General features: G+C 72.1%; 21 protein-coding genes. 6 read left to right on the forward strand and 15 right to left on the reverse strand.

Annotation, left to right across the window (positions count from 1 at the left end):
• The first annotated feature begins 48 nt into the window (after positions 1-48).
• Positions 49-1176 carry a flavodoxin-dependent (E)-4-hydroxy-3-methylbut-2-enyl-diphosphate synthase gene (gene ispG, locus ACWGJ2_RS33470; RefSeq protein ID WP_453350116.1) on the forward strand — a complete coding sequence of 376 codons (1128 nt, stop codon included), beginning with the start codon at positions 49-51 and terminating at the stop codon, positions 1174-1176.
• 84 nt (positions 1177-1260) lie between these two features.
• Here the strand turns inward: ispG and phnE are convergent, their stop codons facing one another.
• The 3 genes from phnE to ACWGJ2_RS33485 are packed head-to-tail and all read right to left on the reverse strand — an operon-like array spanning position 1261 to position 3844.
• Positions 1261-2088 (reverse strand): phosphonate ABC transporter, permease protein PhnE, encoded by an 828-nt coding sequence (phnE, locus tag ACWGJ2_RS33475; protein ID WP_453350086.1) that lies wholly within the window; start codon positions 2086-2088, stop codon positions 1261-1263.
• 42 nt (positions 2089-2130) lie between these two features.
• On the reverse strand, positions 2131-2913 hold the full coding sequence (locus ACWGJ2_RS33480; protein ID WP_453350087.1) for a phosphonate ABC transporter ATP-binding protein: 783 nt from the start codon (positions 2911-2913) through the stop codon (positions 2131-2133).
• The gene (locus tag ACWGJ2_RS33485) at positions 2906-3844 is read right to left on the reverse strand and encodes a phosphate/phosphite/phosphonate ABC transporter substrate-binding protein (RefSeq protein WP_453350088.1); all 939 of its coding nucleotides are present in this window, start codon (positions 3842-3844) and stop codon (positions 2906-2908) included. The genes ACWGJ2_RS33480 and ACWGJ2_RS33485 overlap by 8 nt, the downstream gene beginning before the upstream one ends.
• A gap of 657 nt (positions 3845-4501) precedes the next feature.
• Here ACWGJ2_RS33485 and ACWGJ2_RS33490 point away from each other — a divergent pair.
• A complete protein-coding gene (locus ACWGJ2_RS33490; protein WP_453350089.1) occupies positions 4502-5587 on the forward strand; it encodes a M20/M25/M40 family metallo-hydrolase in 1086 nt (361 codons plus the stop codon).
• Between the two features lies 1 nt (position 5588).
• Positions 5589-7013, forward strand: a complete 1425-nt coding sequence (locus tag ACWGJ2_RS33495) for an MFS transporter (RefSeq protein ID WP_453350090.1) — start codon at positions 5589-5591, stop codon at positions 7011-7013.
• Here the strand turns inward: ACWGJ2_RS33495 and ACWGJ2_RS33500 are convergent.
• The 7 genes from ACWGJ2_RS33500 to ACWGJ2_RS33530 form a co-directional block, all read right to left on the reverse strand.
• Complete coding sequence (locus ACWGJ2_RS33500) at positions 6952-8055, reverse strand: GNAT family N-acetyltransferase (RefSeq protein ID WP_453350091.1); 1104 nt, start codon at positions 8053-8055, stop codon at positions 6952-6954. The two genes, ACWGJ2_RS33495 and ACWGJ2_RS33500, sit on opposite strands and share 62 nt — an antisense overlap.
• Positions 8052-9974: a DUF4910 domain-containing protein gene (locus ACWGJ2_RS33505; RefSeq protein WP_453350092.1), complete on the reverse strand. Its 1923-nt coding sequence runs from the start codon at positions 9972-9974 to the stop codon at positions 8052-8054. The genes ACWGJ2_RS33500 and ACWGJ2_RS33505 overlap by 4 nt, the downstream gene beginning before the upstream one ends.
• Complete coding sequence (locus ACWGJ2_RS33510) at positions 9967-11070, reverse strand: aminotransferase class I/II-fold pyridoxal phosphate-dependent enzyme (RefSeq protein ID WP_453350093.1); 1104 nt, start codon at positions 11068-11070, stop codon at positions 9967-9969. The genes ACWGJ2_RS33505 and ACWGJ2_RS33510 overlap by 8 nt, the downstream gene beginning before the upstream one ends.
• Positions 11067-12275, reverse strand: coding sequence for a hypothetical protein (locus ACWGJ2_RS33515; RefSeq protein ID WP_453350094.1), 1209 nt, complete (start codon positions 12273-12275; stop codon positions 11067-11069). Before ACWGJ2_RS33515 ends, ACWGJ2_RS33510 begins: the two co-directional genes overlap by 4 nt.
• Positions 12272-13447, reverse strand: coding sequence for an alkaline phosphatase family protein (locus tag ACWGJ2_RS33520; RefSeq protein ID WP_453350095.1), 1176 nt, complete (start codon positions 13445-13447; stop codon positions 12272-12274). Before ACWGJ2_RS33520 ends, ACWGJ2_RS33515 begins: the two co-directional genes overlap by 4 nt.
• Before the next feature lie 56 nt (positions 13448-13503).
• Positions 13504-13653, reverse strand: coding sequence for a hypothetical protein (locus ACWGJ2_RS33525; RefSeq protein ID WP_453350096.1), 150 nt, complete (start codon positions 13651-13653; stop codon positions 13504-13506).
• 206 nt (positions 13654-13859) lie between these two features.
• Positions 13860-14444: an FABP family protein gene (locus ACWGJ2_RS33530; RefSeq protein WP_453350097.1), complete on the reverse strand. Its 585-nt coding sequence runs from the start codon at positions 14442-14444 to the stop codon at positions 13860-13862.
• Here ACWGJ2_RS33530 and ACWGJ2_RS33535 point away from each other — a divergent pair.
• Positions 14443-14847: a terpene synthase family protein gene (locus ACWGJ2_RS33535; RefSeq protein ID WP_453350117.1), complete on the forward strand. Its 405-nt coding sequence runs from the start codon at positions 14443-14445 to the stop codon at positions 14845-14847. The two genes, ACWGJ2_RS33530 and ACWGJ2_RS33535, sit on opposite strands and share 2 nt — an antisense overlap.
• Before the next feature lie 60 nt (positions 14848-14907).
• Here ACWGJ2_RS33535 and ACWGJ2_RS33540 read toward each other — a convergent pair whose 3' ends face one another.
• From ACWGJ2_RS33540 to ACWGJ2_RS33550, 3 genes are read right to left on the reverse strand one after another with little or no spacing between them, the layout of a single operon-like run.
• Positions 14908-15924, reverse strand: a complete 1017-nt coding sequence (locus ACWGJ2_RS33540) for a methyltransferase (RefSeq protein WP_453350098.1) — start codon at positions 15922-15924, stop codon at positions 14908-14910.
• Between the two features lie 24 nt (positions 15925-15948).
• Complete coding sequence (locus ACWGJ2_RS33545; RefSeq protein WP_453350099.1) at positions 15949-16701, reverse strand: alpha/beta fold hydrolase; 753 nt, start codon at positions 16699-16701, stop codon at positions 15949-15951.
• On the reverse strand, positions 16698-19904 hold the full coding sequence (locus ACWGJ2_RS33550; protein WP_453350100.1) for an amino acid adenylation domain-containing protein: 3207 nt from the start codon (positions 19902-19904) through the stop codon (positions 16698-16700). The genes ACWGJ2_RS33545 and ACWGJ2_RS33550 overlap by 4 nt, the downstream gene beginning before the upstream one ends.
• Positions 19905-19985: 81 nt before the next feature.
• On the opposite strand from ACWGJ2_RS33550, the gene ACWGJ2_RS33555 reads away from it, so the two are divergent.
• Positions 19986-20111, forward strand: coding sequence for a hypothetical protein (locus ACWGJ2_RS33555; protein ID WP_453350101.1), 126 nt, complete (start codon positions 19986-19988; stop codon positions 20109-20111).
• A gap of 14 nt (positions 20112-20125) precedes the next feature.
• On the opposite strand, the gene ACWGJ2_RS33560 is transcribed toward ACWGJ2_RS33555, so the two are convergent.
• Together ACWGJ2_RS33560 and ACWGJ2_RS33565 are read right to left on the reverse strand one after the other, a co-directional pair.
• Positions 20126-21202, reverse strand: a complete 1077-nt coding sequence (locus ACWGJ2_RS33560) for a methyltransferase (protein ID WP_453350102.1) — start codon at positions 21200-21202, stop codon at positions 20126-20128.
• 52 nt (positions 21203-21254) lie between these two features.
• The gene (locus tag ACWGJ2_RS33565) at positions 21255-22745 is read right to left on the reverse strand and encodes a tryptophanase (protein ID WP_453350103.1); all 1491 of its coding nucleotides are present in this window, start codon (positions 22743-22745) and stop codon (positions 21255-21257) included.
• A 604-nt stretch (positions 22746-23349) separates the two neighbouring features.
• On the opposite strand from ACWGJ2_RS33565, the gene ACWGJ2_RS33570 reads away from it, so the two are divergent.
• Complete coding sequence (locus tag ACWGJ2_RS33570) at positions 23350-24669, forward strand: SGNH/GDSL hydrolase family protein (protein ID WP_453350104.1); 1320 nt, start codon at positions 23350-23352, stop codon at positions 24667-24669.
• The last annotated feature ends 86 nt before the right edge of the window (positions 24670-24755 follow it).

Genomic DNA, 24755 nt, shown 5'->3' on the forward strand with positions numbered 1-24755 from the left:
CCCACACCCCCGACCACGACCACGACCACGACCACGACCGACCTGGGGATGCCCGCTCCCCCGGACCGGGCCCCGGTGCGCCGCCGCTCGCGAAAGCTGATGGTCGGCGATGTCCCCGTGGGGGGCGACGCACCGGTTTCCGTGCAGACCATGACCACCACCCGCACCGCCGACATCGACGCCACGTTGCAGCAGATCGCGGAGGTCACCGCCGCCGGGTGCGACCTCGTGCGGGTGGCCGTGCCCACCGGCGACGACGCCGCCGCGCTCCCCACCATCGCGCGGCGCTCGGCCCTCCCCGTCATCGCCGACATCCACTTCCAGCCCAAGTACGTGTTCGCCGCCCTCGACGCGGGGTGTGCGGCGGTGCGCGTCAACCCCGGCAACATCAAACGGTTCGACGACAAGGTCGGCGACATCGCGCAGGCCGCCGCGCAGACGGGCACCCCGATCCGTATCGGCGTCAACGCCGGGTCGCTGGACCAGCGGCTGCTGCGCAAGCACGGCGGCGCCACCCCCGCAGCCCTGGCCGAGTCCGCGCTGTGGGAAGCCTCGCTGTTCGAGGAGCACGGATTCCGGGACCTGAAGATCGCGGTCAAGCACCACGACCCGCTCACCATGATCGCCGCCAACCGGATCCTCGCCGCACGCTGCGACTATCCGCTGCACCTGGGCGTGACCGAGGCCGGTCCCGCCTTCCAGGGCTCGATCAAGTCCGCCGTCGCCTTCGGCATCCTCCTCGGCGAGGGCATCGGGGACACCCTGCGTGTATCGCTGTCCACCGACCCCGTCGAACAGGTCAAGGCCGGATGCCACATCCTCGCCTCCCTCGGCCTGCGTCAGCGCAAGCTCGAAGTCGTCTCCTGCCCCGGCTGCGGGCGCCTTCAGGTAGACATCCACAAGCTGGCCAACCAGGTCGAAGCCGCCTTCGACGGTTTCCCCCGTCCCCTGCGCATCGCCGTGATGGGGTGCGTCGTCAACGGCCCCGGCGAGGCCCGCGAGGCCGACCTGGGGGTCTCGTGCGGCAACGGCAAGGGCCAGATCTTCCGCCACGGTGAAGTGCTGCGCACAGTGCCGGAGTCGAAGATCGTGGAGGCACTGCTGGACGAGGCACTGGCCCTCGCCGAGACCGACGACACCGATGATGCCGGAGACGCCGAAGACACCGCGGTCTGACGCAGGATCAGGACCGGTCCAGGGCCCGCGCGACCGCGCCGTGCGACCGCGCCGTACGACCGCGCGACGGGCAGGCACGGCGGTTCAGGCCACGCGACGCCGCAGCCGTGCGCTGAGGCGTTCGACCGTCAGGATCATGACGAAGACCGTGAGCAGCAGAACGGCCAGGCGCCGGTACTGGAACAGGTTCACGGCCGTCAGGATCTCGAAGCCGATGCCGCCCGCTCCCACGAACCCGAGGGTCAGCGAGGCGCGGACGTTCTCGTCCAGCCGGTACAGGACAATGCCCAGGACGGACGGGAGGATGCCCGGCAGTACGGCGTGGGTGACGATCTGGAGTCCGCCCGCTCCGGTGATCCTGAGCGCCTCGACGGGCAGTGGGTCGGCGTCCTCGATGACTTCGGCGATCAGGCGGCCGAGCATGCCGACACTGTGCACCGTGATGGCGAGCACTCCGGGAAAGGGACCGAGGCCGACGGCGGTCACGAACACCAGTGCCCAGATGATGTCCGGCACGGCCCGGCACACCGTGATGACGGCGCGGGCCGCGTAGTAGAACAGCGGGTGCGGAGAGATGTTCTCCGCCGCGCAGCAGGCCAGCGGCAGCGCGAGCACGACGGCCGCGGCGGTGCCGAGGAGCGCCGTGTCGAAGCTCTCCAGGGCGGCGGGCAGGATCGCGCCCACCGAGTCGAAGTCCGGGGGAAAGGAGCGCCGCACGATGTCCGCGATGCCGTGCAGTCCCGCCAGGAGTTCTCCCGGCCGCGTCTCCGTCCGCACCAGCGCCTGCCACAGCAGCGCGGCAGCGGCCACCGCGCCGGTCAGGCGCAGGGCCCAGCGTGCGGCGGAGACGCGTGGCGGGGGCGGGAGCGCCGGGGCCGCCGGGTGCTCCGGCGGTGTGTCGGCCTTCTTCACGGGCCGGCCCCTTCCGCGCTCACCGGCCGGCCCCTGCCGCCTTCATGAGCCGGTCCGTTCCGCCCGTTCCGCCGCGTACAGGAGGGCGATGCGGGAGCGGTCCACACGGGCCGAGGGCAGATCGAAGACCACCCGCCCCTGCCGCATCCCCACGACACGGTCCGCGAACGGCAGGGCGAGGTCGGGCTGGTGCAGGACCACCATTACGGCGAGGCCGTCCTCGTGCGCGAGGCCGCGCAGTACGGTCATCACCCCGTGGGCGGCGCGCGGGTCGAGGCTCGCGACCGGCTCGTCGGCCAGCAGCACAAGCGGGCGCTGGCACAGTGCCCGCGCCACGGCGACGCGCTGGGCCTGGCCTCCGGAGAGCGTGTCGGCGCGGCGGTGTGCCAGTTCGAGCATGCCGACCCTGTGCAGGCACCGGGCCGCCTCCCCCTGTTCCGCGCGCGGCCACCTCCCGAGCTGGGAGGCGGGGCCGCGGTGGCGGCCGAGCGCGCCGACGGCGACGTTCGCCAGGGCGCTGCGCCGTCCGACCAGAGCGGGTGACTGGAGGACCAGTCCGATCCTGCGGCGCCGCTCCCGCAGCCGGGCCCCGCGCAGCGCGGTGAGGTCCTCGCCCCGGAGGCGGACCGTGCCCGCCGTCGGTTCCCTCAGCCGGGCGGCGCAGCGCAGAAGCGTGGACTTCCCCGAGCCGTTCGCGCCGAGGACGGCGACGCACTCGCCCGCGCCGCAGCACAGGCCGACGTCGTCGAGGGCCGGTACGGGTGGCGCGTAGCTCATGGTGAGGCCGGTGATCTCCAGTACGGGCCGCCCGTCCGCCTCAGCCATCGAGGTCCTTCACGTCGAGCCCCATCTTCCTGGCCAGTTCGCGTACCTCGTCGTAGGCGGTCTCCTTCTGGGCCACCAGGCGGGGTCCGAAGAGCAGGCCCCGGTGCTCTTCGGGGATCTTCGTGAGGTCCAGGGCGAGCAGTTCCTCGCGGACGCGTTCCCGGAAGGGTGCGGGCAGGGTCTCCCGTACCGTGACCGCCTCGTGGGGTATCGGCGCCGAGCGCCACAGGGTGCGCAGTTCGCCCGCCTTGTAGATGCCCGCGTCCTTGGCGATCTCGATCTGTGGTGTGGGGAGGGCTCCGCAGTCGGCCTTGCCCTGGCGGAGTGCTTCGTAGGAGGCGGTGTGGCTGCCCGCGTAGCGGGGCTTCACGCCGCGGTCCGGGTCGATTCCGGCGCGCTCGAGCGCGTAGGCCGGGAAGAGCCTGCCCGAGGTGGACACGGCGTCGGAGTAGGCGAAGGAGCGGCCTCGGCACTCCGTCAGCCGGGTGATGCCGGAGTCGGAGGGGGTGACGATCAGGGTGCGGTAGGTGAGGGGCCGCCCGTGGGAGTCGCCGTAGGTCGCCACGACGCGGGCCCGGGCGAGCCGCTCGGCGAAGGCGTAGCCGAGCGGCCCGAACTGGGCGACGTCCAGCTTGCCCTGGCGCATCGCCTCCACCTCGGCGCTGTAGCTGGTCGGGATGTGGAGTTCGACGGGGCAGCCGAGGCGGTCGCCCAGCTGGCGGGCGAGCGGCTTGTAGGCGGGGATGAGGCGGGCGGCGTTCTCGAACGGGTCGACGCCGAACTGGACCTCGCCGACGGGGCAGTTCCGCGAGCGGGTCTCTCCGCCCGAGGTGCAGGAGACCATTGCCGTGAGGAGCAGGAGAGGGGCGAGGAGGCGGCGGACGCGCGGAAATCCGTGCCGCTGCTGCGTGGTGAATGCGTATCGCGGCATGCGTCCCCCTGTCCCTCTCCGGAAGGAGCCGACTGCCGCGCAATTCTTACGGACCCCACGGGAAGCGTCAATGTTTTCGGCGCGGGCCAGGGTTTTCGACGGCCGTATCTGGAATGTGCTCAGATCAAGAACCAGCCGCCGGTAGGCTCGAAATCCGTTCTGCGATCACTCGCCGGGGGCAGGAGGCGGTCCATGACGAGGAAGGGAAAACTGCCGGACAGTGTCCGGGAAAGCATGTTCCGGCAGGTGGTAAGGGGTGTTCACGTGGGGAGGCGGGGCCCTGTCCCGGTCGTCTGCGTGCTTCTGCTCGCGTCATTCGCGTTCGTTTCCACGCCGCCGGATACCGCCCGGCCGGAATCTCCGGAGCCCCATTCGCCACCGCTTTCACAGAGCCTCGCCGAACGCCTCGAACGCGAGGTGACCGAGGCGGCGGCTTTCCGGCACCTGCGCGCATTCCAGGGCGCGGCGGACAGGCACGGCGGCAACCGTGGACCCGGCACACCTGGATATTCCGCTTCGGCCGACTACGTACGCGACAGGCTCAGCGAGGCCGGGTATCGCGTCCGGTTTCAGGAATTCACCTTTCCCGATTTCGTCCAGACCCGTGAAACAGCGGTGTCCTCCGCACCGCAGCGGCGGAGGGAGCTTCACCCCTACATGGCGCGCTTCAGCCCGTCCACACCGGCCGGAGGACTGCGCGCGGAGCTGTCCGTCGTGCCCGGCCAGGGCTGCGCTCCCGAGGAGTACGAGGCGGCCGGGGCGCGGGGCCGTATCGCCCTCGTGCGGGGCGAGGAGTGTTCGCTCACCGACAAGCAGCGGGCCGCGGCGCAGGCCGGGGTGAAGCTGCTTCTCATGAACATCGGCGCGCCCGGCAGCGGGATGAACCTGCGGCACCGTATGAAGCCCCCCGAGGCGGGTGTCATCCCCTCGGCCTCGCTGTCGCGCGGAGAGAGCGAACAGCTCGCGGCCGACGCGGCCGGGGGCGGGACGGTGACCCTGCGCGTCGTGCTGCGCGGCAAGCACGTGCGGACACAGTCGTTCAACGTGCTGGCGGATACCCCGACGGGGCGCACCGACCGCACGGTGGTGCTGGGCGCCCACCTCGACAGCGTGCCGGAAGGGCCCGGGATCGACGACAACGCGAGCAGCGCGGCCATGGTCCTGGAGACGGCGCTGCGCCTGGCGCCGCACGCGGGGCAGGTGCGCAACCGGGTGCGTTTCGCCTGGTGGGGCGCGGAGGAGCGGGGCATGGTCGGCTCGCAGCACTACGTCGACCAGCTCAGCGCCGAGGAGCGGGACGCCATCGCGCTGAACCTCAACTTCGAGACCATCGGAGCGCCGAACTACGCGCGCATGGTCTACGACGGCGACGACAGCGACGGCACGGGAGCGGGCCCCGGGCCCCCGGGTTCCGCCGCGATCGAGGAGGAGTTCACGCGCTACTTCGCGCGGCGCGGGCTGCCCACGGTGGGTCTCGACTTCGACGGGCGCAGCGACTTCGGTCCTTTCATCGACGCGGGCATCCCGGCGGGCGGCGGTTCCGGTGGATACAACCATGTGAAGACACCCGAGTGGCAGCGGCTGTTCGGCGGCCGGGCGGGACAGTATCTGGATCCGTGCTACCACCAGACCTGCGACACCACAGGGAACATCGACCGCACCCTGTTCGGCCAGTTCGGCGACGCCATGGCCTATGTGACGGGCCGTTTCGCGCGGGATCTGTCCGGGGTCGGGCGGTGGTGAGGTGACATCGGACGGTGGTGAGACGACGGGGAGGGAACGGGAACAGGAACCGGCCGCCCGTGCACCGGCCGGTCCTGGAGTGTTCTTCCTCGGGCTGCTGCTGCTCTCCTCCACCACCGCGTCGGCGGGCGTCGCCACCGTGCTGCCCGCGCTCGCCTCCGCCATGGACCTGGACAGCGTCACGAGCACCTGGCTGATGACGGTGTACGCCACCGGCTTCGCCGTCGCCACCCCGGTGTTCGGCCGGGTGGTCGATCTGTTCGGGCTGCGCGCCGCGACGGGCTGGGGGCTGGCGTTCATGACGGCGGGTTCGCTGCTGTGCCTGTGCGCGGGGTCCCCCGTCGCGTTGCTGGTGGGGCGCGCCATACAGGGCGCGGGCGGTGGCGCGGTGCCCGTCGTGGCGAGCGCCGCGCTCGTGGCCCGTGGCGACGAGGCGGCCAGGCGGCGCGGACTGAGCGTGTTCACCGCGCTGATGACGCTGACCTCCGCGACCATGCCGGTGTTCGCGGGCGCGCTCGCGCAGCTCATGAGCTGGCGCGCCCTGTTCGCCGCCTCCGCGGTGAGCGCGCTGGCGCTGGTTCCCGCGACCCGGAACGTCGCGGCGCGGTCGCGGGCCACGGGACGGTTCGACGCCGCCGGAGCGGCGGGGGTCGTCGCCGCCGTGTGCGGTGCCCTCCTGTGCGTCCGGACGGCGGCGGCCCCTGCCGCTTCGGGGCCGTGGGTGGCGGGCCTGGGCGGGGCGCTGGTCATCGTGGGGCTGGCGGTGGCCTGCTACCGCAGGACCTCCTTCGTCCCTGTGGGCCTGCTGCGTGACCGCCGGGTGGCTGTCGTCGTCGCCTCGGGCTTCACCCTGTTCGGCACGTACTTCGGGCTTCAGGTCATGATTCCGTTGCTGCTGCACGCGGCGCGCGGGTGGTCCCCCGCGCAGATCGGTCTCGCCCTGCTGCCGGTGGGGGTGTGCGGCGCGCTCGGCTCGTGGGCCGTGGGCCGTGGGAAGGAGGGGAGGGAGCGGCGCTCCCCCGCACCCGTGCTGGCGGTGTGCGGCACGCTGGGGAGTGCGGCTGCTGCTGCCGCGACGCTCTGGCCCGACCGCCCCTGGGCGCTGGTGGGCGCCTTCGGCGTGGTCTCGGGGTGCATCGGCGCGGGGAACGTCGTGCTGGTGGGTGCCCTGGCGCGGGTGGTGCCCGCGCGGGTGCACGGGGCGGCGCTGGGCCTGTACAACCTCGTGTTCTACCTGGGTGGTTCGGTCACCTCGGCCGTGGTGGGCAGGCTCCTGGACGTGTCGCCGAGAGGTGCTCTGGGTGTGCTCACCGTACTGACGGGCGCCACCCTCGTCCTCTCCGTGCTGTGGCCTCGCGGCACCCTCAGCCGACCGGAGCCACGTATGCCAGCAGAGGACGGCCCCGCAGACCGAAGAGTTCCTTGAACGGGCCGTTGCGGCGGCCCCCTTCGAAGACGGGCACGCCGCGGCGCAGTGCCTCGTGAATGCCTTCGAGGAACAGCAGGTAGTTGGGGCTGAAGGTGGGGGCCGCCCCGTAGTCCACTCCGCTGATCCAGAAGTGCAGCCGCTCCTCGTCTACAAGGCACGCGGCGCCGCCGATGAGCCGCCCGTCCAGATGCTGCTCGATGATGCGTGCCCGGTCGCCCAGGGCGGTGACGAAGCGCTGGAAGAGGCCCGCGGGGAAGAAGGAGGTGGCGCCGAACTTCGCCATCGTCGCCCCTACCAGCTCCAGCAGCCCGTCCAGGTCGGCCTCGCGCGGGTCCACGACGCGGGTCGCGAGTCCCGCCTCGGCCGCGCGACGGCCATAGCGGCGCAGCCGCTGCCGCTGACGTGGCCCCAGCGACGCCACGAACGCGTCGACGGTGGGGTGGCGCCGCAGATCGGCGGTGAAGCGTTCGTCCACCCGCACCCGGCACATTCCCCGGCCCGGCGCCGCCCGGTCCAGCGCTGTGGCCAGTGCCCCCGGCGCCTCCACGTTGACCAGGCCGTACCACTGCGCTCCGCCGTCGCGGGCGATGCGGTGTGCCGCGTCGAGCAGCGCGTCCAGCAGTGGCGCGGTCAGCGGCCCTCGGGCCAGGATCCGGGTGTCGTAGCAGTGCCACACGTGGCTGAGCAGACCGGCCCCGGCCCCGGACCCGCCTTCGGTGCCCGTTCCCGGCCGCGCGGGCAGTTGGTGCCGCAGGACACCGAGCGGGTCCATCTCGGGCTGGTGGAAGAGGGGGAGGGCCGCGCGGGCCGCGCCGTCGCGGTCGCGGGCCAGGAGGTAGGAGGTGCGGGCGATGTGGTGGAGGGGGGCCGCCGCGTAGGCGTCGAGGTAGGGCGGGTGGTGGAAGAGCGGCGCCCGGCTGTCCCTGGCCAGGTCCGCCCACACCTCGCGGACCGCTTCGAGGGAGTCGTGGGACTCGACACGGAAGGCGTGGGAGGTGTTGGAGGCGTGGGACGTGTGGGAGGCGTCGGAGGCGTTCATACGGTCCATCCCGCTCGCAGCATGAGGTGGAGGAACCGCCGTGCCTCCGCGACGTCGAAGGACAGCAGGCTGTCCAGCGCCGCGTGCTCGATCAGCCGCGTCTCGTGGGCCACGCCGTCGACGCCTTGCGCGAGCGACATGGCACGCGCGTACCAGCCACGCTCGTCCTCGGCCATCCGCTCCAGGAACCAGGCCCTGTCCTCCGCTGTGCTGTCCGACAGCAGCGCCCGCAGGTTGAACGGGCCGGGCCAGGCGCGTGCGTACACGCGTCCGTCCCCGGACGCCGTGGGTGGCCCGGACTCCATGGGTGTCCCGGATGACGTGAGCGTCCCGGGTGCCGTGGGTACCCCGGCCAGCGGGCTGAGCGCGGCGGCGACCGGGGGCAGGCGGTCCGCCCAGCGCCGGGTGAGCCCGGGTTCGGCGCCCAGCGCCTCCAGGGAGGCGAGGGCTCCCGCCGCCACGGCCGCCGTGCGTTCCAGGGCCGCGCCCGCGTGCTCCGCGGCGAACGGGTCGACGCGGCCGGTACGGCTGTGCTCGGGGGCGCCGGGCGCGGGGAGCCGTTCGGCCAGGCGGCGCGCCCCCCATCGCGCGGTGAGCGCGGCCAGTTCCGCCATGCCCACGGGGCCGTCCGCGCCGTGCGCCTCGCACAGCACGGTCAGCGCCGAGGCGGCGACGGCCACACTGCGGCGCAGTTCTGCCGGGTCGGTCTTGTCGACGCTGTCGGCGTCGGAGTGGTGGAAGCGGTCGGGCCAGTGGCCGAGCTGGACGGAGGGTATGCCCAGGGAACGGTCGGCCAGGACACCGTGGTCGGAGGCACCGGTGAAGGGTGTCGCGCGCCAGGCCCAGGTGTCGCACCCCACAGCGCCGCTGAAGGAGCGTCCGGCAGGGGGCAGGGCGCGGACACACTCCTCGACGACCGGGGTCAGGCACGACGGCAGATGCTGGGGCGAGCGCTCCACGATCAGCGGTGAGCCGCACACCCGCTGGTCCTCTCCGGTCATGTCGAGGTTGACGGCGGCGAAGGGGCGCGGGTCCCCTCGCAGTTGGTAGGCGGTGTGCGCGTAGGCGGCCGTGCCCACGATCTCGGGTGCCCACACGAAGCGCACCGGGCGGCGCGGTGCCCGCGCGGCGAGCAGCCGCCCCGTCTCCAGCGCCGTGCACACCCCGGAGGCGTTGTCGTTCGCTCCCGGCGCGGGGTGGCACAGGTGTGCCGTGACCAGGGCGTGTGCGCCCGGTACCGTCCCGCCGGGGGTGCGGGCCGTGACCACGGGCATCGTGTCCGGTCCCTGTTCGGCGCGTACGGCCACGCGCACCCCGTGTCCAGCGCTGCGGGCCCGCTCCAGCCGCGCGAACGCGGCGGGCGGGACGCTGAAGCCGGACAGCTTTGTCCCGTGGGGCAGTTCGAGACGGCGGACGGGGCCCTCGTTGCCGACCGCCACGGCGCGGGCCCGGTGCCCGAGCAGAAGGGGCACCAGGTCAGGACCCGGCGGGCCCGCGTGCAGGACGAGGGCGCCGTCCGGCCACTCGTGCGGAGGGTCGTCGGGCCAGCGGACCAGCGGCAGTTCCACTCCCCCTGGCGGGGTGGGCGCCGAGTAGGCCGCCAGCCCGTAGGGCTGCTCCGGGTAGCGCATCAGTGGCGGGCCCCCGTCCGCCAGGGCGAGCGAGGCGCTGTGCGGTGTCCAGCCCACGGGCGCGGTGAAGGTCCACCAGCGGTGGCTGCCGTCGGCGGGCAGCCGCAGGATCTCCACGTCCACCAGGCCCGCCTCCTCCGCCGCGGTGGCCACGAGCGCGGCGGCAGCGTGCACGCCGTGGGACGCCTGGTAGCGGTCGTGGCGCACCAGTCGCCGCAGCAGGCCCATGGTCCGGTCGGTGTCGACGTCCCCGTGTGTCCGCTCCACGAGGCGACGGAGGTCATCCACGGTGGGTCAGCGCCTCGGTCACGGCGCGCTCGCGCTCGTCGGACAGGGGCACGGACAGGCGGAGCAGCGCGGGAGAGGGCGGCACGGTGCAGACCTCCTTGCCGAGGATGCGGCGGTGTTCGAGGACGGTCCGGGTGCGCGCGTCGTCCGCGACGACGGTCCAGGGCAGCCACGGCGCCTCGCTCCCGTTCCCCTCCCCCGGTATCGGCACCGGCACCGTGCAGCCCGCGGCCCGCAGCATCCGGAGGAAGCGCGGCCGTACCTCGGCGACGCGTGCGCGCAGCCCCGCGAACACGTCGCCCTCCGCGAGCATCGCGAGCGCCGCGTGCAGCCCCAGCTCGCCTGCCGCGAGCGGAGGGGCCACGTCCCGCAGTCGCGCCGTCGCCCGCGGGGAGGCGAGCGCGAATCCGGTCCGCAGCCCGCCGGCGCAGTACCCCTTCGAGACGCCGCGCAGCACCACGAGGTTGGGGTGCCGGGCGACCAGGGGTGCCACCGACGCCTGCGGGCCTCCGTAGCAGGCGTAGGACTCGTCCACCACCAGCAGTCCGTCCCCGGTCCGCGCGAGCACGTCGGCGAGGCGGCCGACCGCCTCGGCCGTGCAGAGGGTGCCGTCCACGGCCGGGCGTTCGGCCAGCACCAGCGAGGGTGCGTGGCGCGCCGCCCGCACGGCGGCCTCCTCGACGCTCCGCGCGGGCGGCACCGTGCGGGCGCCGAGCCGCCGTGCCCACAGCGGCAGGTCGGGGTGGTGGGCCGCCAGGTGCAGCACCGTGCCGGGGGCGGCGAGGCAGGCGAGCGCGTGCAGCAGGCCCGTCGTGCCCGCTCCCACCGTGACGTGCTCCGGTGTGAACCGGCACCCGAAGTGTGCCGAGAGCACGGGTGCCGCGCGCCGGGCGCCGAAGGGGTCCCGTACGGCGTAGTGCCGTGCGCGCTCACTGAGTTCGGCCGGGGCACAGCGCAGCAGCCCGGCCCAGACGTGTTCCAGGAGCGGTGCGCTGAACCGTGCCTCGTCGGGGGACCAGCGCAGGTCCAGCGCCTCGTCGCCCGGGTGCGGCTGCCGCGCGTGTGCGGTGACCGCGAGCCGTTGTGCGGGGCTCACCGGGCCGAGAGGCCCTGCTTGGAGAGGAAGCCGCAGATGTCGCAGAGTCCTTCGGGGTTCGGTACGCCCTCCTGGAGGAGGTAGACGCACTCGCAGATGCCGCAGGTCTCCTCCACGAGGGGCAGCATGAACCGCTGGGATGTCGAGAACGCCTGGAAGAGGTAGTAGTCGATGCCGGGCCACAGGTCGTAGAGGTGGTCGGCGAGGGCGTAGGCGAGGGACCGTTCGTCGGGCCCTGTGGTGAACCTTCCCGGTGTGCCCTGCCGGGTCAGCTCGGGGGCGACGATCTCCAGATAGAGCGTCAGTTCCTTCTTCGTGATCCGGTACAGCGGGAAGACGTAGCGGAACCGTCCGATCTCGCGCACGGGTATGCCGCCCATGCGGTAGCCGCTGGTGAACCAGGTGACCAGGCTCGCGACGAGGTCGTCGGCGTTGAGGCCGAAGGCCACGACGGACGCGCCCCTCTCCTCCGCCGCCCGCTCCAGCATGCGGCGCATCACGTGGTGCACGATGACCATGTTCATGGAGCGGTGCTCGCCCGACATCAGTTGGTTCATGGCGTCGACGAAGGGGCGGCGCAGCCGGAAGGTGTCCTCGACCTCCCTCGCCGTGACGATGGTGTGCTCGATGCCCAGCCCCTCGCACGAGCGGCGTGCGGCCTCGAAGGTCGCCGGTTCGTCCCAGTCGGGCAGCCCTGTGACCGTCACGGCGGTCATGGCACTGTCCGGGTAGCGGCCCCGGGTGCGTTCCAGAAGCTTGAGGTAGGAGACGCTGTCGCGCCCGCCGGAGAGGCCGATGACGCTGTGGTCCCCTTCGCGGAGGGTTCCGCCGTGGGTGATGCTCTGGGTGAACGTGGACTCGACGTACTCCACGAACGCCTCGGCTCCCAGTTGTTCGGCGCGTACCTCCAGCTCTCCCGCCTCGTCGAAGAGGACCCGCTTGGTGTAGACGGGGGAAGGGCTGCCGTAGGTGCGGGTGGCCGGTTTGCGGGTGACGTCGAGGTCGTAGTGGCGTACCTGCTTCACGGTGATCAGATCGTCCTCGCCGACCGTGAGCACTTCTTCGGAGACGGGCTTGTTGTCGCGGTAGGTGAGGACGGCGTTGGCCGGTATGCCGTGTGCTCGCAGCACGTCGCGCAGGGGCTGTCCGGGGCGGGCGGCCAGGCTCTCCGACTCCCCCACCTTGTTGATGAAGACCACGCTCACGGTTCTTCTCCTTCGTCGTCGGGGGACCACACCGCCAGTGGCACGTCCCTCTCCTGCGGGGTCCAGGCGCCGTGCTCGTAGCGGTACGTGGGGTCGGGTACGGGGAAGGCCGCGGAGGTGGCGACCCCTACTACGGTGCCGAGGCGTGCGTACACCTCGGGAGAGCCGGGCAGCAGACCGCTGCGGGTGAGGTCGGCGGGAGCGAGTACGTCGGCGCAGGGGGCGAGCCGTTCCCTGGCCTCGTCGGCGAAGCGTTCCTCGGTGCCGGGGCGGGGGTGGAGCCAGCGCACGCGGCCGGCGCCTCCGCTGGGCAGGCGGCAGCGGTGCGGTGTGTCGAGCGCGCTCCAGGCGCGCGCGGCGTTCTCGTCATGGACTACGGGGGCGAGTCCGTGGTCGGCGTGCGCGGTGACCGTCCAGCCGCTGTCGGCCCAACGGGCCGCCGCGGTGTCGAGCAGCCGCAGGGCGCGGGTCAGGCTGCGGTCCGGGCCGAACCTGTGCAGGTGGGTGTCGAAGTCGACGTAGGCCCACACCAGGAGGGGGCGCCGCTGATGGGCCGTCAGCAGTTCGTCGAGCTGTCGCAGGACGGAGCCGACGGTGAGGTCGGGCGGGGCGGGAGTGGGGGTGGCGGCGGTGCGGGCGGGGGCGGGGGTACGGGCGGGGGTCGCCGGGACACGGTGGGCACCGCGCAGCAGCGCCGCGGCCCACGGGCCGTCGAGCGCGTCGAGTTCCCGTCCGAGCGCATATGCCGGGACATTCATTTCCGCGGCCCGCTCGAATAACGTGCGTACCGGCCGGTATGCAAGAGATCGCAAACGGCCGGAGCACTTTCCCGAAGCGGTCCAATTCCGCCATCGCCCATGAGCGACATCCAGCAGAACCTCTCCCCCGGTGTTTCCCCCGCAACTTCCGTCCCGGCTCCCGGCAATCCGGTATTCGGCGCCGACCACGAGATGCTCCCTCATATCCGCGCCGGTGACCGCGGTCAGCCATGCGGTGGTGGACGTCGTCGGAAACGTCGAACGCAGTGTGCGGACGCGCGCCCTGCGCAGGGATCCGGCGGCCCACTCGGCACCGAGCCCGTCCAGCGCCAGTACGACGACCCCCTCGCTGGTCGCGGAGAGCTGACGAAGGACCAGGTCAGGGACGGTACGCAGATCGGGCGGGCCGGGCATGGGGAGCGGAGCCGCACCCAGGGGGGACGGCCCCGCCGTCACGTGACCGTCATCCCTCAGAGGTTGGGGACGCAGTCCGTGCACGTCGTGCGGAACTTCACCAGCTGGAAGTTCTGACGCTCCGCCACCATCTCCTCTACAAGGTCGGGGACGAGCATGACGGGCGTTTCGGTACGCGTGACTTCCTGAAGTTCCTGGTCGAACACTTGATACCTCCTCGATCGAAAACGCCCTGTGATCCGCGCTTCGCGGATCCTCATGTCGCGTCATATTCGATTTCCCGAATATGGCTCTTCGAGGCGGAGCGTAGAGGAATCGCCAGGTAAACGTCAGGTCGAATTCTGGACAGCCGCATCTGTCCGGTGCATGAACCAGCGGAGACGCCGGATCCGTCGCGGAGACACCGCACCCGTCACCGGCCCTCTGACACGTCCACGTCCCGTGCCCGGCTCCCGTCCGCGCGTCGCAGCCGGGCGGTGAGATGGTGGCGCAGCGACTGGCCGACCGCCGCCATGTCGTGGACGAAGTCGAGTGTGTCCCCGTCGGTCAGGGTGTAGCGGCGGCGGGTGGCGTCGACCTCTTTGGCGGTGGGAGCGAGGGCGACCTGATGGGTGGTGAGATCGGCCGCTCCGTCGTCGGCGCGGCCGACCAGGATCTCCGCGACGCCGGTGGGCTGGGTGATCAGCGCCTCCACCCGCCCCTCGGGCTGGAGCCGCCACCAGCCGCACTCCCGCGCCGAGGGCCGGAGCGGGGCGCCGTCCGCGTCGAGCAGCCAGGCGCGGGTCTCGTAGTGCAGAAAGGGCCGTCCGTCGTGACGGAAGGTCATCTCCTGCGCGTACGCGAACTCCTCGGCGAGCGTCGGGTACTCGCCGCGGCCGTGCCCCCTCCATGTGCCCAGCAACCCGGCCAGTGGCGCGAGCGACGCGTGCGGCGCGGGTGCTTCGTCCGGGTGCAGCGCGTCGGGGTACGGGTGGTGGGTGGTGGCGGGGTCGAACATGGGATGCGCTCCTGGGACGGGGGCGGTGCCGGTGCCGGTACCAGGAGGCAGCCTAGAGTGCCGGGCGCCCATCTCCTGGGCCAACGATGTCCTCTCCGGGGTGCGGGAGCTGTCGTGGCCCGGAGCCATCAATCTGGTCAGGGTCCTCGCGCAGGAGCGTGGGTGCTCGCTCGAGAGCGCTCTGGATCTTGCGGTGGAGATGCACACCCAGGAGACCCGCAACTTCGTGGCGTTGGCCGAGCGGCTGCGCGGGCGGCGGGACACCGACCCCCGGCTGGAGGAGTACCTCGCGGGGCTGGAGTCCTGGGTTCGCGGCAATCAGGACTGGAGCCTGATCACCGGCCGGTACCACGTGGAAGATCCCCGGTGCACAGTCTCAGGGCCCCGCGCTTTCGGTGAATGACGACAGGGGAAGCCGTGCGTGCGCTGCGCGCCGGAGCCGAGGAGCGGGCTCTCATCCGACTCAGGCGGGCCGCGGGTCGTTCTTGTAGCCGATGACCACGTGTTTGTCGCCGCTGGAACGGTGTGTCTCGCAGTGGGCGAACCCGGCCTTTGTGAGGAGTCCGGTGAATTCATCGGCTGTGCGGTGCCGTCCCCGGGTCTCCAGATGCATGGTCAGGTTCATCGCGGACGTGGCGAGGGGGCCTTGGCGGTGGTCGTCGAAGAGCCTGTCCATCACGAGCACCCGTCCGTGGTCCTGACAGGCGCGGTGTGCCTTGCGCAGTAGCTGGAGGCACTCGTGGTCGGGCCAGTCCGACAGGATGTAGCCGAAGGCGATGCAGTCGCCTTCGGGGAAGTCGTCGGTGAAGAAGTCGCCGGGGACGAAGGCGAGCCGGTCGCCGAGGCCGTAGGCGGTACGGGTCTCCTCGAGGTAGGGCTGGACCCGGGGCAGGTCGAACACCGTCGCCCGGAGTGTGGGTGAGGCGTGCAGCGCGGCGACCGCGAACGGGCCGCCTGCGCCGCCGACGTCGACGAGGTGGGCGGTGCCGGCCAGTCCGACGAGCGCGGCGAGTTCCCTGGAGGGGGCGAAGCTGAGGTCCCACATGGCGTTGAGGAAGGCACGGGTTGCCTGATCGCTGCGGTAGAGGGAGGCGAACGGCTGCGGCTCGGGGCTGTCCACGGAATCCTTGCCGTGGCGGAGGTAGGCGTCGAGCTGCGGCATCCTGCTCGCCGTTTCCTCGACGAGGTGGGTGACGAATCCGCCGATGTACCGCTCGTCGTCGGGGTCGACGAAGGGCCGCACGGTCTCCGGGAGGCTGTAGTGCCCTGTGGGTGTGCGCCGGATGACCTCGAACGCGGTCAGGACCAGCAGTATGCGCTCCAGTGTGTCTTCGTCGACGCCGAGCTCCGTGGCGATGTCCCGCGCGGTGCTCGGCCCGTTGGCCGCGAGGTGGGAGAACACGTGGTGGCGGTCGGCCAGGTGCAGGACCGGTGTCGCGATCACGCCGAACAGGGTTTTCTCCAGGTTGCTCGGCAGCATGAGGTCCTCCTGTGTGGTGCGGTGTCAGCCGCTGGGCGGGGCGATGGCCTGCTCGATGAGCGCGGCGAAGTGCCGGGGGTGGGTCAGGTGCGCGATGTGCCCTGCGCCGTCGATGTGTTCGTGGCGTCCGTCGGGGATCAGGTCGCAGAGGTGAAGTGCGCTCTGCTGGTGGTGGGGAAGTGAGCGGGTTCCCGAGGCGGCGAGGACGGGTGTGGTCATCGTGAGGGGGTCGAAGGAGGGCAGACCGATCGTGGGGTCTGTCATCTCGTGGATCAGGGCGGTGCCGAGCGCGGCGAGTTCTTCGTCGCTCTGTCCTGCGGCGGGGTGGCCGAGGACAGCTTCCTGGAGGGCCCTGGCGGTAGCGGCCGGGCCTTCCTCGGACATGTCGTCGACGAGTTGTTCCCAGGGGGCGGTGGCGGGCCACCAGGGCAGCCAGGGAAGGGGCGGTTCGAAGGCGACGACCGCCTTGACCAGCTCGGGGTTCCGGGACGCCGCGGTGAGCGCCACCAGAGCGCCGTAACTGTGTCCGGCCACGACGGGCCTGGGCAGTGCGGAGACCGCCGTGGCCAGATCGTCGACGTGGTCGGCCAGCACGGGCCGAGGGGACGCGAGCGCGCGGGAGGCGCCCCACCCTCGGCGGTCGTAGCCGACGGCGCTCCAGCCGGGAAGGTGGTCCGCGATACGGCGGAAGCTCCCGCTGTGGTCCATCGTTCCGTGGACGAACAGGACCGTGTCGGGGCCCGTGCCCTTTCTCGTGTGCCTGACCGGCCGGATCATGCGGGTATCCCGTCAGAGAGGAGGAGAGAGGCGATCTGTTCGGGGGTGGGAGCGGTGATCAGCGCGTTGGTGTCCACGGGGGTGTCGGCCAGGGACTCCAGGCGCTGGAGGAAGGCGGCCAGGGTGAGGGAGTCGCCACCGCTGGTGAAGAAGTCGGAGTCGGTCTGGACCTGGCGCAGGGGGATGTCCAGGGCCTGGGCGAAGTGTTGGGCGACTTCCCAGGTCAGGCGGGAGTGCCGCCTGCGGGGTGCGGCGGTGGAGCCGTGGCAGGGGGTGGGCGTGGTGGAGGGCGTGGTGGTGGGCGGGGTGGAGTCGTCGGCGTGGTCGTTCTGGGTGCGCGGGGGTTCGGCGACGGTGGTGAGCGTGGCGGGGTGGTCGGCCTTGTCGTTCTGGGTGCGCGGGAGTTCGGCGACGGTGGTGAGTGTCTGGGGCCGCATGGCGCCGTGCAGGTGACCGGCCAGGTGGTCGCGGACCGGTGCTTCGTCGAGGTCCGGGCCGTCGGGCATGACCAGGGCGTGAAGGCGGCCGTCGTGCTCGTCCACGTGGCAGTCGGCGACGCCGGGGGCGGATTCCAGCACGCGTTCGACCTCGTCGAGTTCGAGACGCTGGCCGCGGATCTTGACCTGGCGGTCGCGTCGGCCGACGTAGTCGAGTGCGCCGTCCGGGCGCTGGCGGCAGATGTCGCCGGTGCGGTAGAGCAGACCGGCGGGCCCGGTGGACGTGTACGGGTCGCGGATGAAGCGTTCTTCCATCAGGTCCGGCTGATCGAGGTACCGGCCGACGCCGACGCCCCCGATCCACAGTTCCCCTTCCTGACCGGGCGCGACGCGGTGCAGTGCCTCGTCCAGGAGGTATGCGCGCTTGTTGGCGACAGGCCAGCCGATGGGCGGCCGCTCCTCACCCGGGACGCATTCGTGACAGGTCGCCATGACGGCGGTCTCGGCCGGACCGTACAGGTTGAACAGGCGACGCCCCGGGGCCGCCCACCGCCGCACCCACGTTGCCGGCAGCCGCTCCCCCGCGGCCGCGGCGACGCGCAGGTCGGGCAGGGGCTGATCGGGCAGCGCCGACCACACGGAAGGAGTGAGGATCACCGTGGTGACCTTCTGGGACGCGAGCAGCCGGACCAGCGGTGGTCCGACGGTGAGCTGGTCGGCCGGAGCGACGACGAGGGTGGCGCCCGACAGGAGCGCGAGCGTGAGGTCGGCGACGCAGCCGTCGAAGTTCGGGGACAGGAACTGGAGGACCCGCTCGCCGGGGCGCAGGCCGAAGATCTCACGCTGGGCGAGGTGGAGGTTGACCGTCGCCTCGTGGTTGATCGCGATGGCCTTCGGGGCTCCGGTGGTGCCGCTGGTGAAGACGATGTACGCGCTGTCGCCTGCCGAGACGCCCGTCAGCGGCGCTTCCTGCCGGGAGTCGGGCGCGTCGGTGCCGATCACGCGGGCGGGGAAGGCCGAAGCGGGCAGGGTGCCGTCGCCGATGACCAGGCGCACGTCGGCGTCGACGAGCATGGCCCGCAGGCGCTCGCGGGGGCAGGTCACGTCCGCGAGCAGGAACGCGGCGCCGGACTTGGCGACGGCCAGCACGGCGAGGACGAATTCGACCGAGCGCTCCATCACCACGGCGACCACCGCGCCGGGCTGTGCGCCCAGGTGGCGCAGCCGGTGGGCCAGGGCATTGGCCCGCTGGTCGAGTTCGCGGTACGTGACGGCGGAGTGCGGCCCCCGCACCGCCGTCGCCTCGGGTGTCAGCCGGGCTTGCCGCTCGAAGACCTCGTGCCAGCAGTGCGCGGGCGGGGCTTCGCTGGGTGGCCGCGATGGGTCGCCGCCATCGGAGCGGGCATGCTCTTCGGTTGCCTGGACGGCGGTGGTGGCCTTGGTTGGTGTGTCGACGGTGGCGGCCTCGACGGGTGTGTCGACGGCGGTGGCCTCGGCCGGTGCGTCGGCGGAGACCCGGATGTGTGCGTGGTCGAGACAGCGGGTGTTGCCGTGCAGGCCCCAGGACAGCGCGTCCGGACCCGGCTCCGGGGCGTAGGCCGGGTACCTGGCGAGAAAGCCCTCGATGGCGAAACCCGCCAGGCGTTCGGCATAGCCCGCGCCCGGGCAGGCGTGCCGCCCGGTGCCGAAGCCGAGGTGCTTGGGACCGCACCGGGCCGGGTCCAGCGTCCCGGGTGCGGTGAAGGTCCGGGGATCGAGGTTGGCGGCGGCCAGGTGGACCAGGACGTTGTCGCCTGCCGCGATCGGCGTCCCGTGGACCGTCACGTCAGTGGTGGCCCTGCGCGCGACGTACTGGCTGGATCCGTTGAGGCGCATGGTCTCGGTGACGGCCGCCGGGATCATCCCGGGCTCCGCGCGCAGCTTCCGCCGGCAGGCCGGGTCGTCGTGCAGGGCCAGCAGGGCCGAGGTGACGAGGTGGGGCAGGGTCTGGTACCCGCCGCCGACCAGGACGACGCAGTTCGCGGCGATGGCGAACAGTTCCTCGTCGCTCGGTGTCCGGTCGGCCAGGGGGGCCGTCAGGGAGCTGATCACGTCGTCGCCGGGGGTGTGCAGGCGGTTCTGCGCCTCCTGCCGCAGTACGGAGAGTGCCTCGGTCAGGTCCCGGTCGACCTGGGGGTCCGGGGGCGCCTGTAGCGCGGAGAGGCCGCCCAGCAGCCGTTCATAGGCTTCGGCCCACCGGGTCAGGTCCTCCTCCCGTCCCGGCATGCCGAGCAGAAGGGCCACCAGTGCGGCGGGAAGTTTCGCGGCGAAGTCGCCGACCAGGTCCAGGACGCCCTCGGCGGGCAGGCCTTCGAGGGCGCGGTCGGCGATCCGCCGCAGGTCGCTCTCGCGGCTCTTCATCCGCTTGCCGGAGAACTGTCCGGCGAGTGCCGAGCGGACGGCGCTGTGCCGCGGCGGGTCGAGGAAGAGCATCTGCTCGTGCACCATCGCGCTCAGGGCCGCGGAGGCGTGCAGGCCCCGCTCGCGCAGCGCGGCGTGGTCGTGTTCGCGTACGGAGGAGAACCGGCTGTGGTCGCGCAGGATCTCGACGGCCTCGGCGTAGCCGGAACACACCCAGACCGAGCCGACCTCGTCGAAGAACAGCGGGCCGAGCTCGGCGATCGCGTCGATGTAGACGGACGGGTCCGCGATCACTTCGGGCGACCTGAGCAGGTGCACTCCATGCCGGGCACGGTCGTATCCGGCTGGGCGCTCAGGCAGATGCATGGCTCTCCTCCACATTGGCAGGGGCACCGGCGCCGGGCAGCGGCGTGGCGCGCGTGCGTCCGTTCGGTCGACGTGACCGGCATGGCCGGCGTGACCGGCGTGACCGGCGTGACCGACAGGGCCGACAGGGCCGACAGGGCCGACAGGGCCGACAGGGCCGACGCGACCGGCGTGGCCGACGCGACCGGCTTGCGTGGCCCGGCTTAGCTGACGTAGCCCGCTCAACTGACGTGGCCGACGACCACTCCGTTGGCGCCGACCGCCTCGACGGGCAGGACCTCGACCCGGGCGAAGCCCGCGTCCAGCAGCCAGCGGCGGTACTCGGCGGCGGAGTAGTTCTTGCCGCCCTCGGTCTCCACGAGCATGTTCATCCCCATCAGGGCCGCGGGCGGAGGGCCGGTGCGCTCGTCGTTGAGCAGCAGCTCGCAGATCAGCACCGCGCCACCGGAGGGAAGGGCGGCCCGGACCTTGCGCAGCAGCGCACGCCCGTTCTCCTCGTCCCAGTCGTGCAGGATCATGCTCAGGATGACGGCGTCGTAGCCGCCCGGCAGGGCGGGATCGCGGTGGAAGTCGCCTGCCACCGCGTCGATCCTGCCGTCCAGCCCGGCTTCGGTGACCTTCGTGCGGGCCAGGTCGCACACATGGGGCAGATCGAAGACGGTGGCCGACAGATGGCCGAAGCGGCGGCACAGTTCGACGGGGAACGCCCCGGCGCCGCCGCCGACGTCCAGCAGCCGTGTGTGCCGGGTGAAGTCGTAGACCCCGGCCAGCGTCCGCGCCGTGAGGACGGAGACGGAATACATGCAGTCCCAGAACATCTGCAACGTCTCCGGGTCCTCGGTGTCGAAAAGGGACTCCTGCGTGCCCGGCGTCCAGGTGGTGGGGCGGTTCGTGCGCAGGGCCTCGACGATGTGCTGCCATGCCGGGTACTCCCGGGCGTCCAGGTAGCGCACGAACCCGCCGAAGTAGTACGGCCGTCCCTTGACCAGGAACTCCTCCGCCTGCGCGGAATTGCGGTAGTGGGCACCGGACTTGTCCAGCAGGCCCAGCGAGGCACAGCCGGCCAGGAGCAGGTCGGCCGGACGGTGGGCGATCCCCAGCCCGGCCGACACCTCCTCCACCGTCAGCTCGCGCCCGTCGGCGAGCAGGTCGAACAGACCGATCTCGATGGCGCCCGCGTAGGTCTTGAAACTCCAGAAGCCCGTGGCGAGCCGCATCAGCTCCGTAGGCGGCAGTGACGGGTGGTTGTCGGGGGCCGGTCCGGGCGATGGGCGGTGGGTGGCGGACAGCTCGGGCATGGTGCACTCCTCACAGGCGGTCATAGGGCCGCCGCGGCCGGCGGCAGGGGCGTCATGTGATCCCGGCGGAGTGCGGCAGGTCCTGTGCCTGCCCTCCGGCGACCGGGCCGAACAGCGGATCGGCCGACAGCGGCCGGAAGCGGGACTGGAAGAACCGCAGCGTCGACGGCTCGTGGGTGAACTCCACTCCCGAGCACAGCGCCTCCCGCCTCTCGTACAGCCGGATCACGCTGTCGGCCACCACATCCATGTGCCCCTGCGTGTAGGCGCGGCGCGGAATGGTGAGCCGGACCAGTTCCAGCGGCGGACAGCGGTTCTCGCCGGTGACCGGATCGCGGCCGGCCGACACCGCGCCCCGCTCGGTGGAGCGGATCCCGGCGTCGAGATAGAGCGCGCAGGTCAGTGTCTGGGCGGGAAACTGCTCGCGCGGCACGTACGACAAAAAGTCGGTCGCGTTCAGGCACACCGCGTGCCCGCCCACCGGGCGCACGATCGGCACCCCGGCTCCCGCGATCCGGTCCGCCAGGTAGGCCACTTGCTCGACGCGTGTGCGGATGCTGTCCTCCTGCACCGACTCCTCGATGCCCTGCGCCACCGCCTCCAGATCACGGCCCGCCATCCCGCCGTAGGTGTGCAGGCCCTCGTAGACGACGACCAGGTTGCGTGCCTGCTCGGCGAGGCGGGGGTCGCGCACGGCGAGCCAGCCGCCGATGTTGACAAAGCTGTCCTTCTTCGCCGACATCGTGGCTCCGTCGGTCAGCTCGCAGATCTTCCGCAGGATCTCCGCCACCGTCCGCCCGCTCCAGCCGGGCTCCCGCTGCTTGATGAACCAGGCGTTCTCCACCGCGCGGGCGGCGTCCAGAATCACCGGGATGCCGTGCCGTCGCGTCAGCTCGCGGACCTCGGCGAGATTGGCCAGGCTGATGGGCTGGCCCCCGGCCATGTTGACCGTCGCGGCCAGAGAAACATAGGGGATCTGCTCGGCCCCGACCTTGTCGATGAGCTGCTGCAACTTGGTGAGATCGACGTTCCCCTTGAACGGCAGGTCCGCCGCCGGGTCGTGGGCCTCGTCGACGATGACGTCGTGAAAGGTCCCGCCGTTGAGCTCCTGATGTTCGCGCGTGGTGGTGAAGTACATGTTCCCCGGGATGTGATGGCCCGGCCGGATCAGGCAGCGCGAGAGTATGCTCTCCGCCGCGCGCCCCTGGTGCGTGGGGATCACCTCTTCGTAGCCGTAGTGGTCGCGCACCGCCGCCTCGAAGCGGTAGTAGCTCCGCGACCCCGCGTACGACTCGTCGCCGAGCATCACGGCCGCCCACTGCCGGTCCGACATGGCGCTGGTCCCCGAGTCGGTGTAGAGGTCGATGTACACCAGCTCGGCCGGCAGCAGCCCCACGTTGTAGCCTGCCGTGTTCAGAGCCGCGGCGCGCTCCTCGGGGCTTGTCGGACGGAGCGGCTCGACGCTCTTGATCCGCCACGGCTCCGCGGGATGCCGCACCTCCACCGGGGGCTCCGTCGGCTCCGACGAACCTGGTGCGCTCATGAAAAGACCGCCTTTCGACATGGATGGTTCTGCCTCACCGCAGCGGGCACACCCACCGGCGATCCCGCACGGCGGACAAGCGCCGTCGTGCCCTCCACGAACGCGCCGAGCACGTCGGCGACCTGACGACGCGTCGCGGGGCGAGTCGGACACCTGGTGCGGCGCGAAGGGTGGTTCCACCGCGCCCGGGCTCGGCTCCAGGCGCTCGCGGGTGGAGCTCGCCTGCTCCCGTTACTCCCGTCGAGCGCCGCGCACCGATGACGGCGCACCATTCCAGGACAGCGGACGCGCCGCCGGAGCGGAAGGGACTTCCGCCGCGAGTGCGTGCCGCACGTGGAAAGATTGCGCCCTTGTGAATGCCCGACGAGGGGCCGGTGCCTTCTGCTCTGGCCCGGCGCACCCCCATGACCTGGGACGCCCTCGTCCGAAAACCTTTCGGTGTGCGGTTCGCTTGACGCGGTGGGAGCGCTTCCATACCGTCACCTCCATTCCATGAGGCCGCAGCAACGCTCCTTTCCGGCATGCCTCGTCGTCGCGCTGCCCAGCTTCACGGCGCGCGGGTGCCGTGCTGCTCGCCACCGGTGCCACGAAGGGAAGCGCTGCCGTGAGAAGCACCGTGCACAAACTGTCCGGAGCCATCGGCCTCGTCGCCGCGTGCCTGCTCGCCCTCGTCCTCGTCGCCGCCTCCTCAGCCCTCGGCTCGACGGGGACGAAGAGCGGCGGGACGGGGGCGGGGGTGGGGGCGCGGCACTGGGTGAACACCTGGACGGCGATGCCGCAGTTGACAGAGCCGGGGAACATGCCGCCGCCCCCGTTCACCCAGGACGGACTCGTCCTGGACGACAGCACCCTGCGCCAGACCGTCCGGGCGACGGTCGGCGGCGACAGGATGCGGCTGCGCCTCTCCAACGCCTTCGGCGGCGCGCCCCTGCCCGTCACCTCGGTCTCCGTGGCGCTTCCGCTGGACGGCCGGGCAGGGACCGCCGCGACGGAGCCGGGGACCGCCCGCCCGGTCACCTTCCACGGCCGGGCCGCGACGAGCGTGCCGGTCGGCGCCCAGGTCGTCTCCGACCCGCTCCCCTTCGAGGTACGGGCGGGCACGAACCTGACGGTGACGATGTATCTGGCCGAGGGACAGGCGTCCGACGCCATCACCTCGCACCCCGGGTCCAGGACGACCTCGTACCTGCTGGCGGGCAACCATGTGACGGACGGCGAGCTGCCGGGCGCCACCCCCACCGACCACTGGTACTTCCTGAGCGGTGTGGAGGTCGAAGCGCCGGGCGGCACGGACGCGGTCGCCGTCGTCGGCGACTCGCTGACCGACGGCAGGGGCTCCACCACCAACATGAACAACCGCTGGCCCGACCAGTTGTCCGACCGGCTGCGCTCCCGTCCCGCCACGGCCGGGACCGCCGTCCTCAACCAGGCGGCCGGTGGCAACCGGGTGCTCAATGACGGCCTCGGCCCGAACTTGCTCGCCCGCCTCGACCGCGACGTGCTGGCCCAGAGCGGCGTCGAGCGGCTCATCGTCTTCGAGGGTGTCAACGACATCGGCACGGCGCCCGCCACCTCCGCCGCGCAGAAGGACACGGCGGACCAGCTCCTCGCCGCATACGAGCAGATCGTCACCCGCGCGCACGCCCAGGGCATCCGCGTCTACGGGGCGACGCTGACCCCGTTCGGCGGCAACGAGCTGTACGACGACGCGGACCGGCTACGGGAGGCGGCCCGGCAGCGTGTCAACGCCTGGATACGGGACAGCGGCACGTTCGACGCGGTCATCGACTTCGACGCGGCGACGCGCGACCCCGCCGCCCCCGACCGGCTCCTCGCGGCGGCCGACAGCGGCGACCACCTCCACCTCACCCCGCACGGCTACCGCCTGCTGGCCGACGCGGTCCCGGCCCGGCTGCTGCGCTAGGCACGCTCCGCGGCGACGCGGCGACGCGGGTGGCGAGCGAGGGGAGCGCGGCCACCGTCCGCACCCGCGACGACGAGCCGCGGGTA

The organism is Streptomyces sp. NPDC054796, from assembly GCF_053611545.1.

Excerpts from the sequence above, each read along its gene's own strand:
- ACWGJ2_RS33540 (WP_453350098.1), bottom strand. The coding sequence starts at position 15,924 with ATGCTGCCGAGCAACCTGGAGAAAACCCTGTTCGGCGTGATCGCGACA.
- ACWGJ2_RS33555 (WP_453350101.1), top strand. The coding sequence starts at position 19,986 with ATGGCCGGCGTGACCGGCGTGACCGGCGTGACCGACAGGGCCGACAGG.
- ACWGJ2_RS33560 (WP_453350102.1), bottom strand. The coding sequence starts at position 21,202 with ATGCCCGAGCTGTCCGCCACCCACCGCCCATCGCCCGGACCGGCCCCC.
- ACWGJ2_RS33500 (WP_453350091.1), bottom strand. The coding sequence starts at position 8,055 with ATGAACGCCTCCGACGCCTCCCACACGTCCCACGCCTCCAACACCTCC.
- ACWGJ2_RS33520 (WP_453350095.1), bottom strand. The coding sequence starts at position 13,447 with ATGCCCGGCCCGCCCGATCTGCGTACCGTCCCTGACCTGGTCCTTCGT.
- ACWGJ2_RS33485 (WP_453350088.1), bottom strand. The coding sequence starts at position 3,844 with ATGCCGCGATACGCATTCACCACGCAGCAGCGGCACGGATTTCCGCGC.
- ACWGJ2_RS33490 (WP_453350089.1), top strand. The coding sequence starts at position 4,502 with ATGGCGCGCTTCAGCCCGTCCACACCGGCCGGAGGACTGCGCGCGGAG.
- ACWGJ2_RS33550 (WP_453350100.1), bottom strand. The coding sequence starts at position 19,904 with ATGCATCTGCCTGAGCGCCCAGCCGGATACGACCGTGCCCGGCATGGA.
- ispG (WP_453350116.1), top strand. The coding sequence starts at position 49 with ATGCCCGCTCCCCCGGACCGGGCCCCGGTGCGCCGCCGCTCGCGAAAG.
- ACWGJ2_RS33545 (WP_453350099.1), bottom strand. The coding sequence starts at position 16,701 with ATGATCCGGCCGGTCAGGCACACGAGAAAGGGCACGGGCCCCGACACG.
- ACWGJ2_RS33565 (WP_453350103.1), bottom strand. The coding sequence starts at position 22,745 with ATGAGCGCACCAGGTTCGTCGGAGCCGACGGAGCCCCCGGTGGAGGTG.
- ACWGJ2_RS33530 (WP_453350097.1), bottom strand. The coding sequence starts at position 14,444 with ATGTTCGACCCCGCCACCACCCACCACCCGTACCCCGACGCGCTGCAC.
- ACWGJ2_RS33535 (WP_453350117.1), top strand. The coding sequence starts at position 14,443 with ATGGGATGCGCTCCTGGGACGGGGGCGGTGCCGGTGCCGGTACCAGGA.
- ACWGJ2_RS33480 (WP_453350087.1), bottom strand. The coding sequence starts at position 2,913 with ATGGCTGAGGCGGACGGGCGGCCCGTACTGGAGATCACCGGCCTCACC.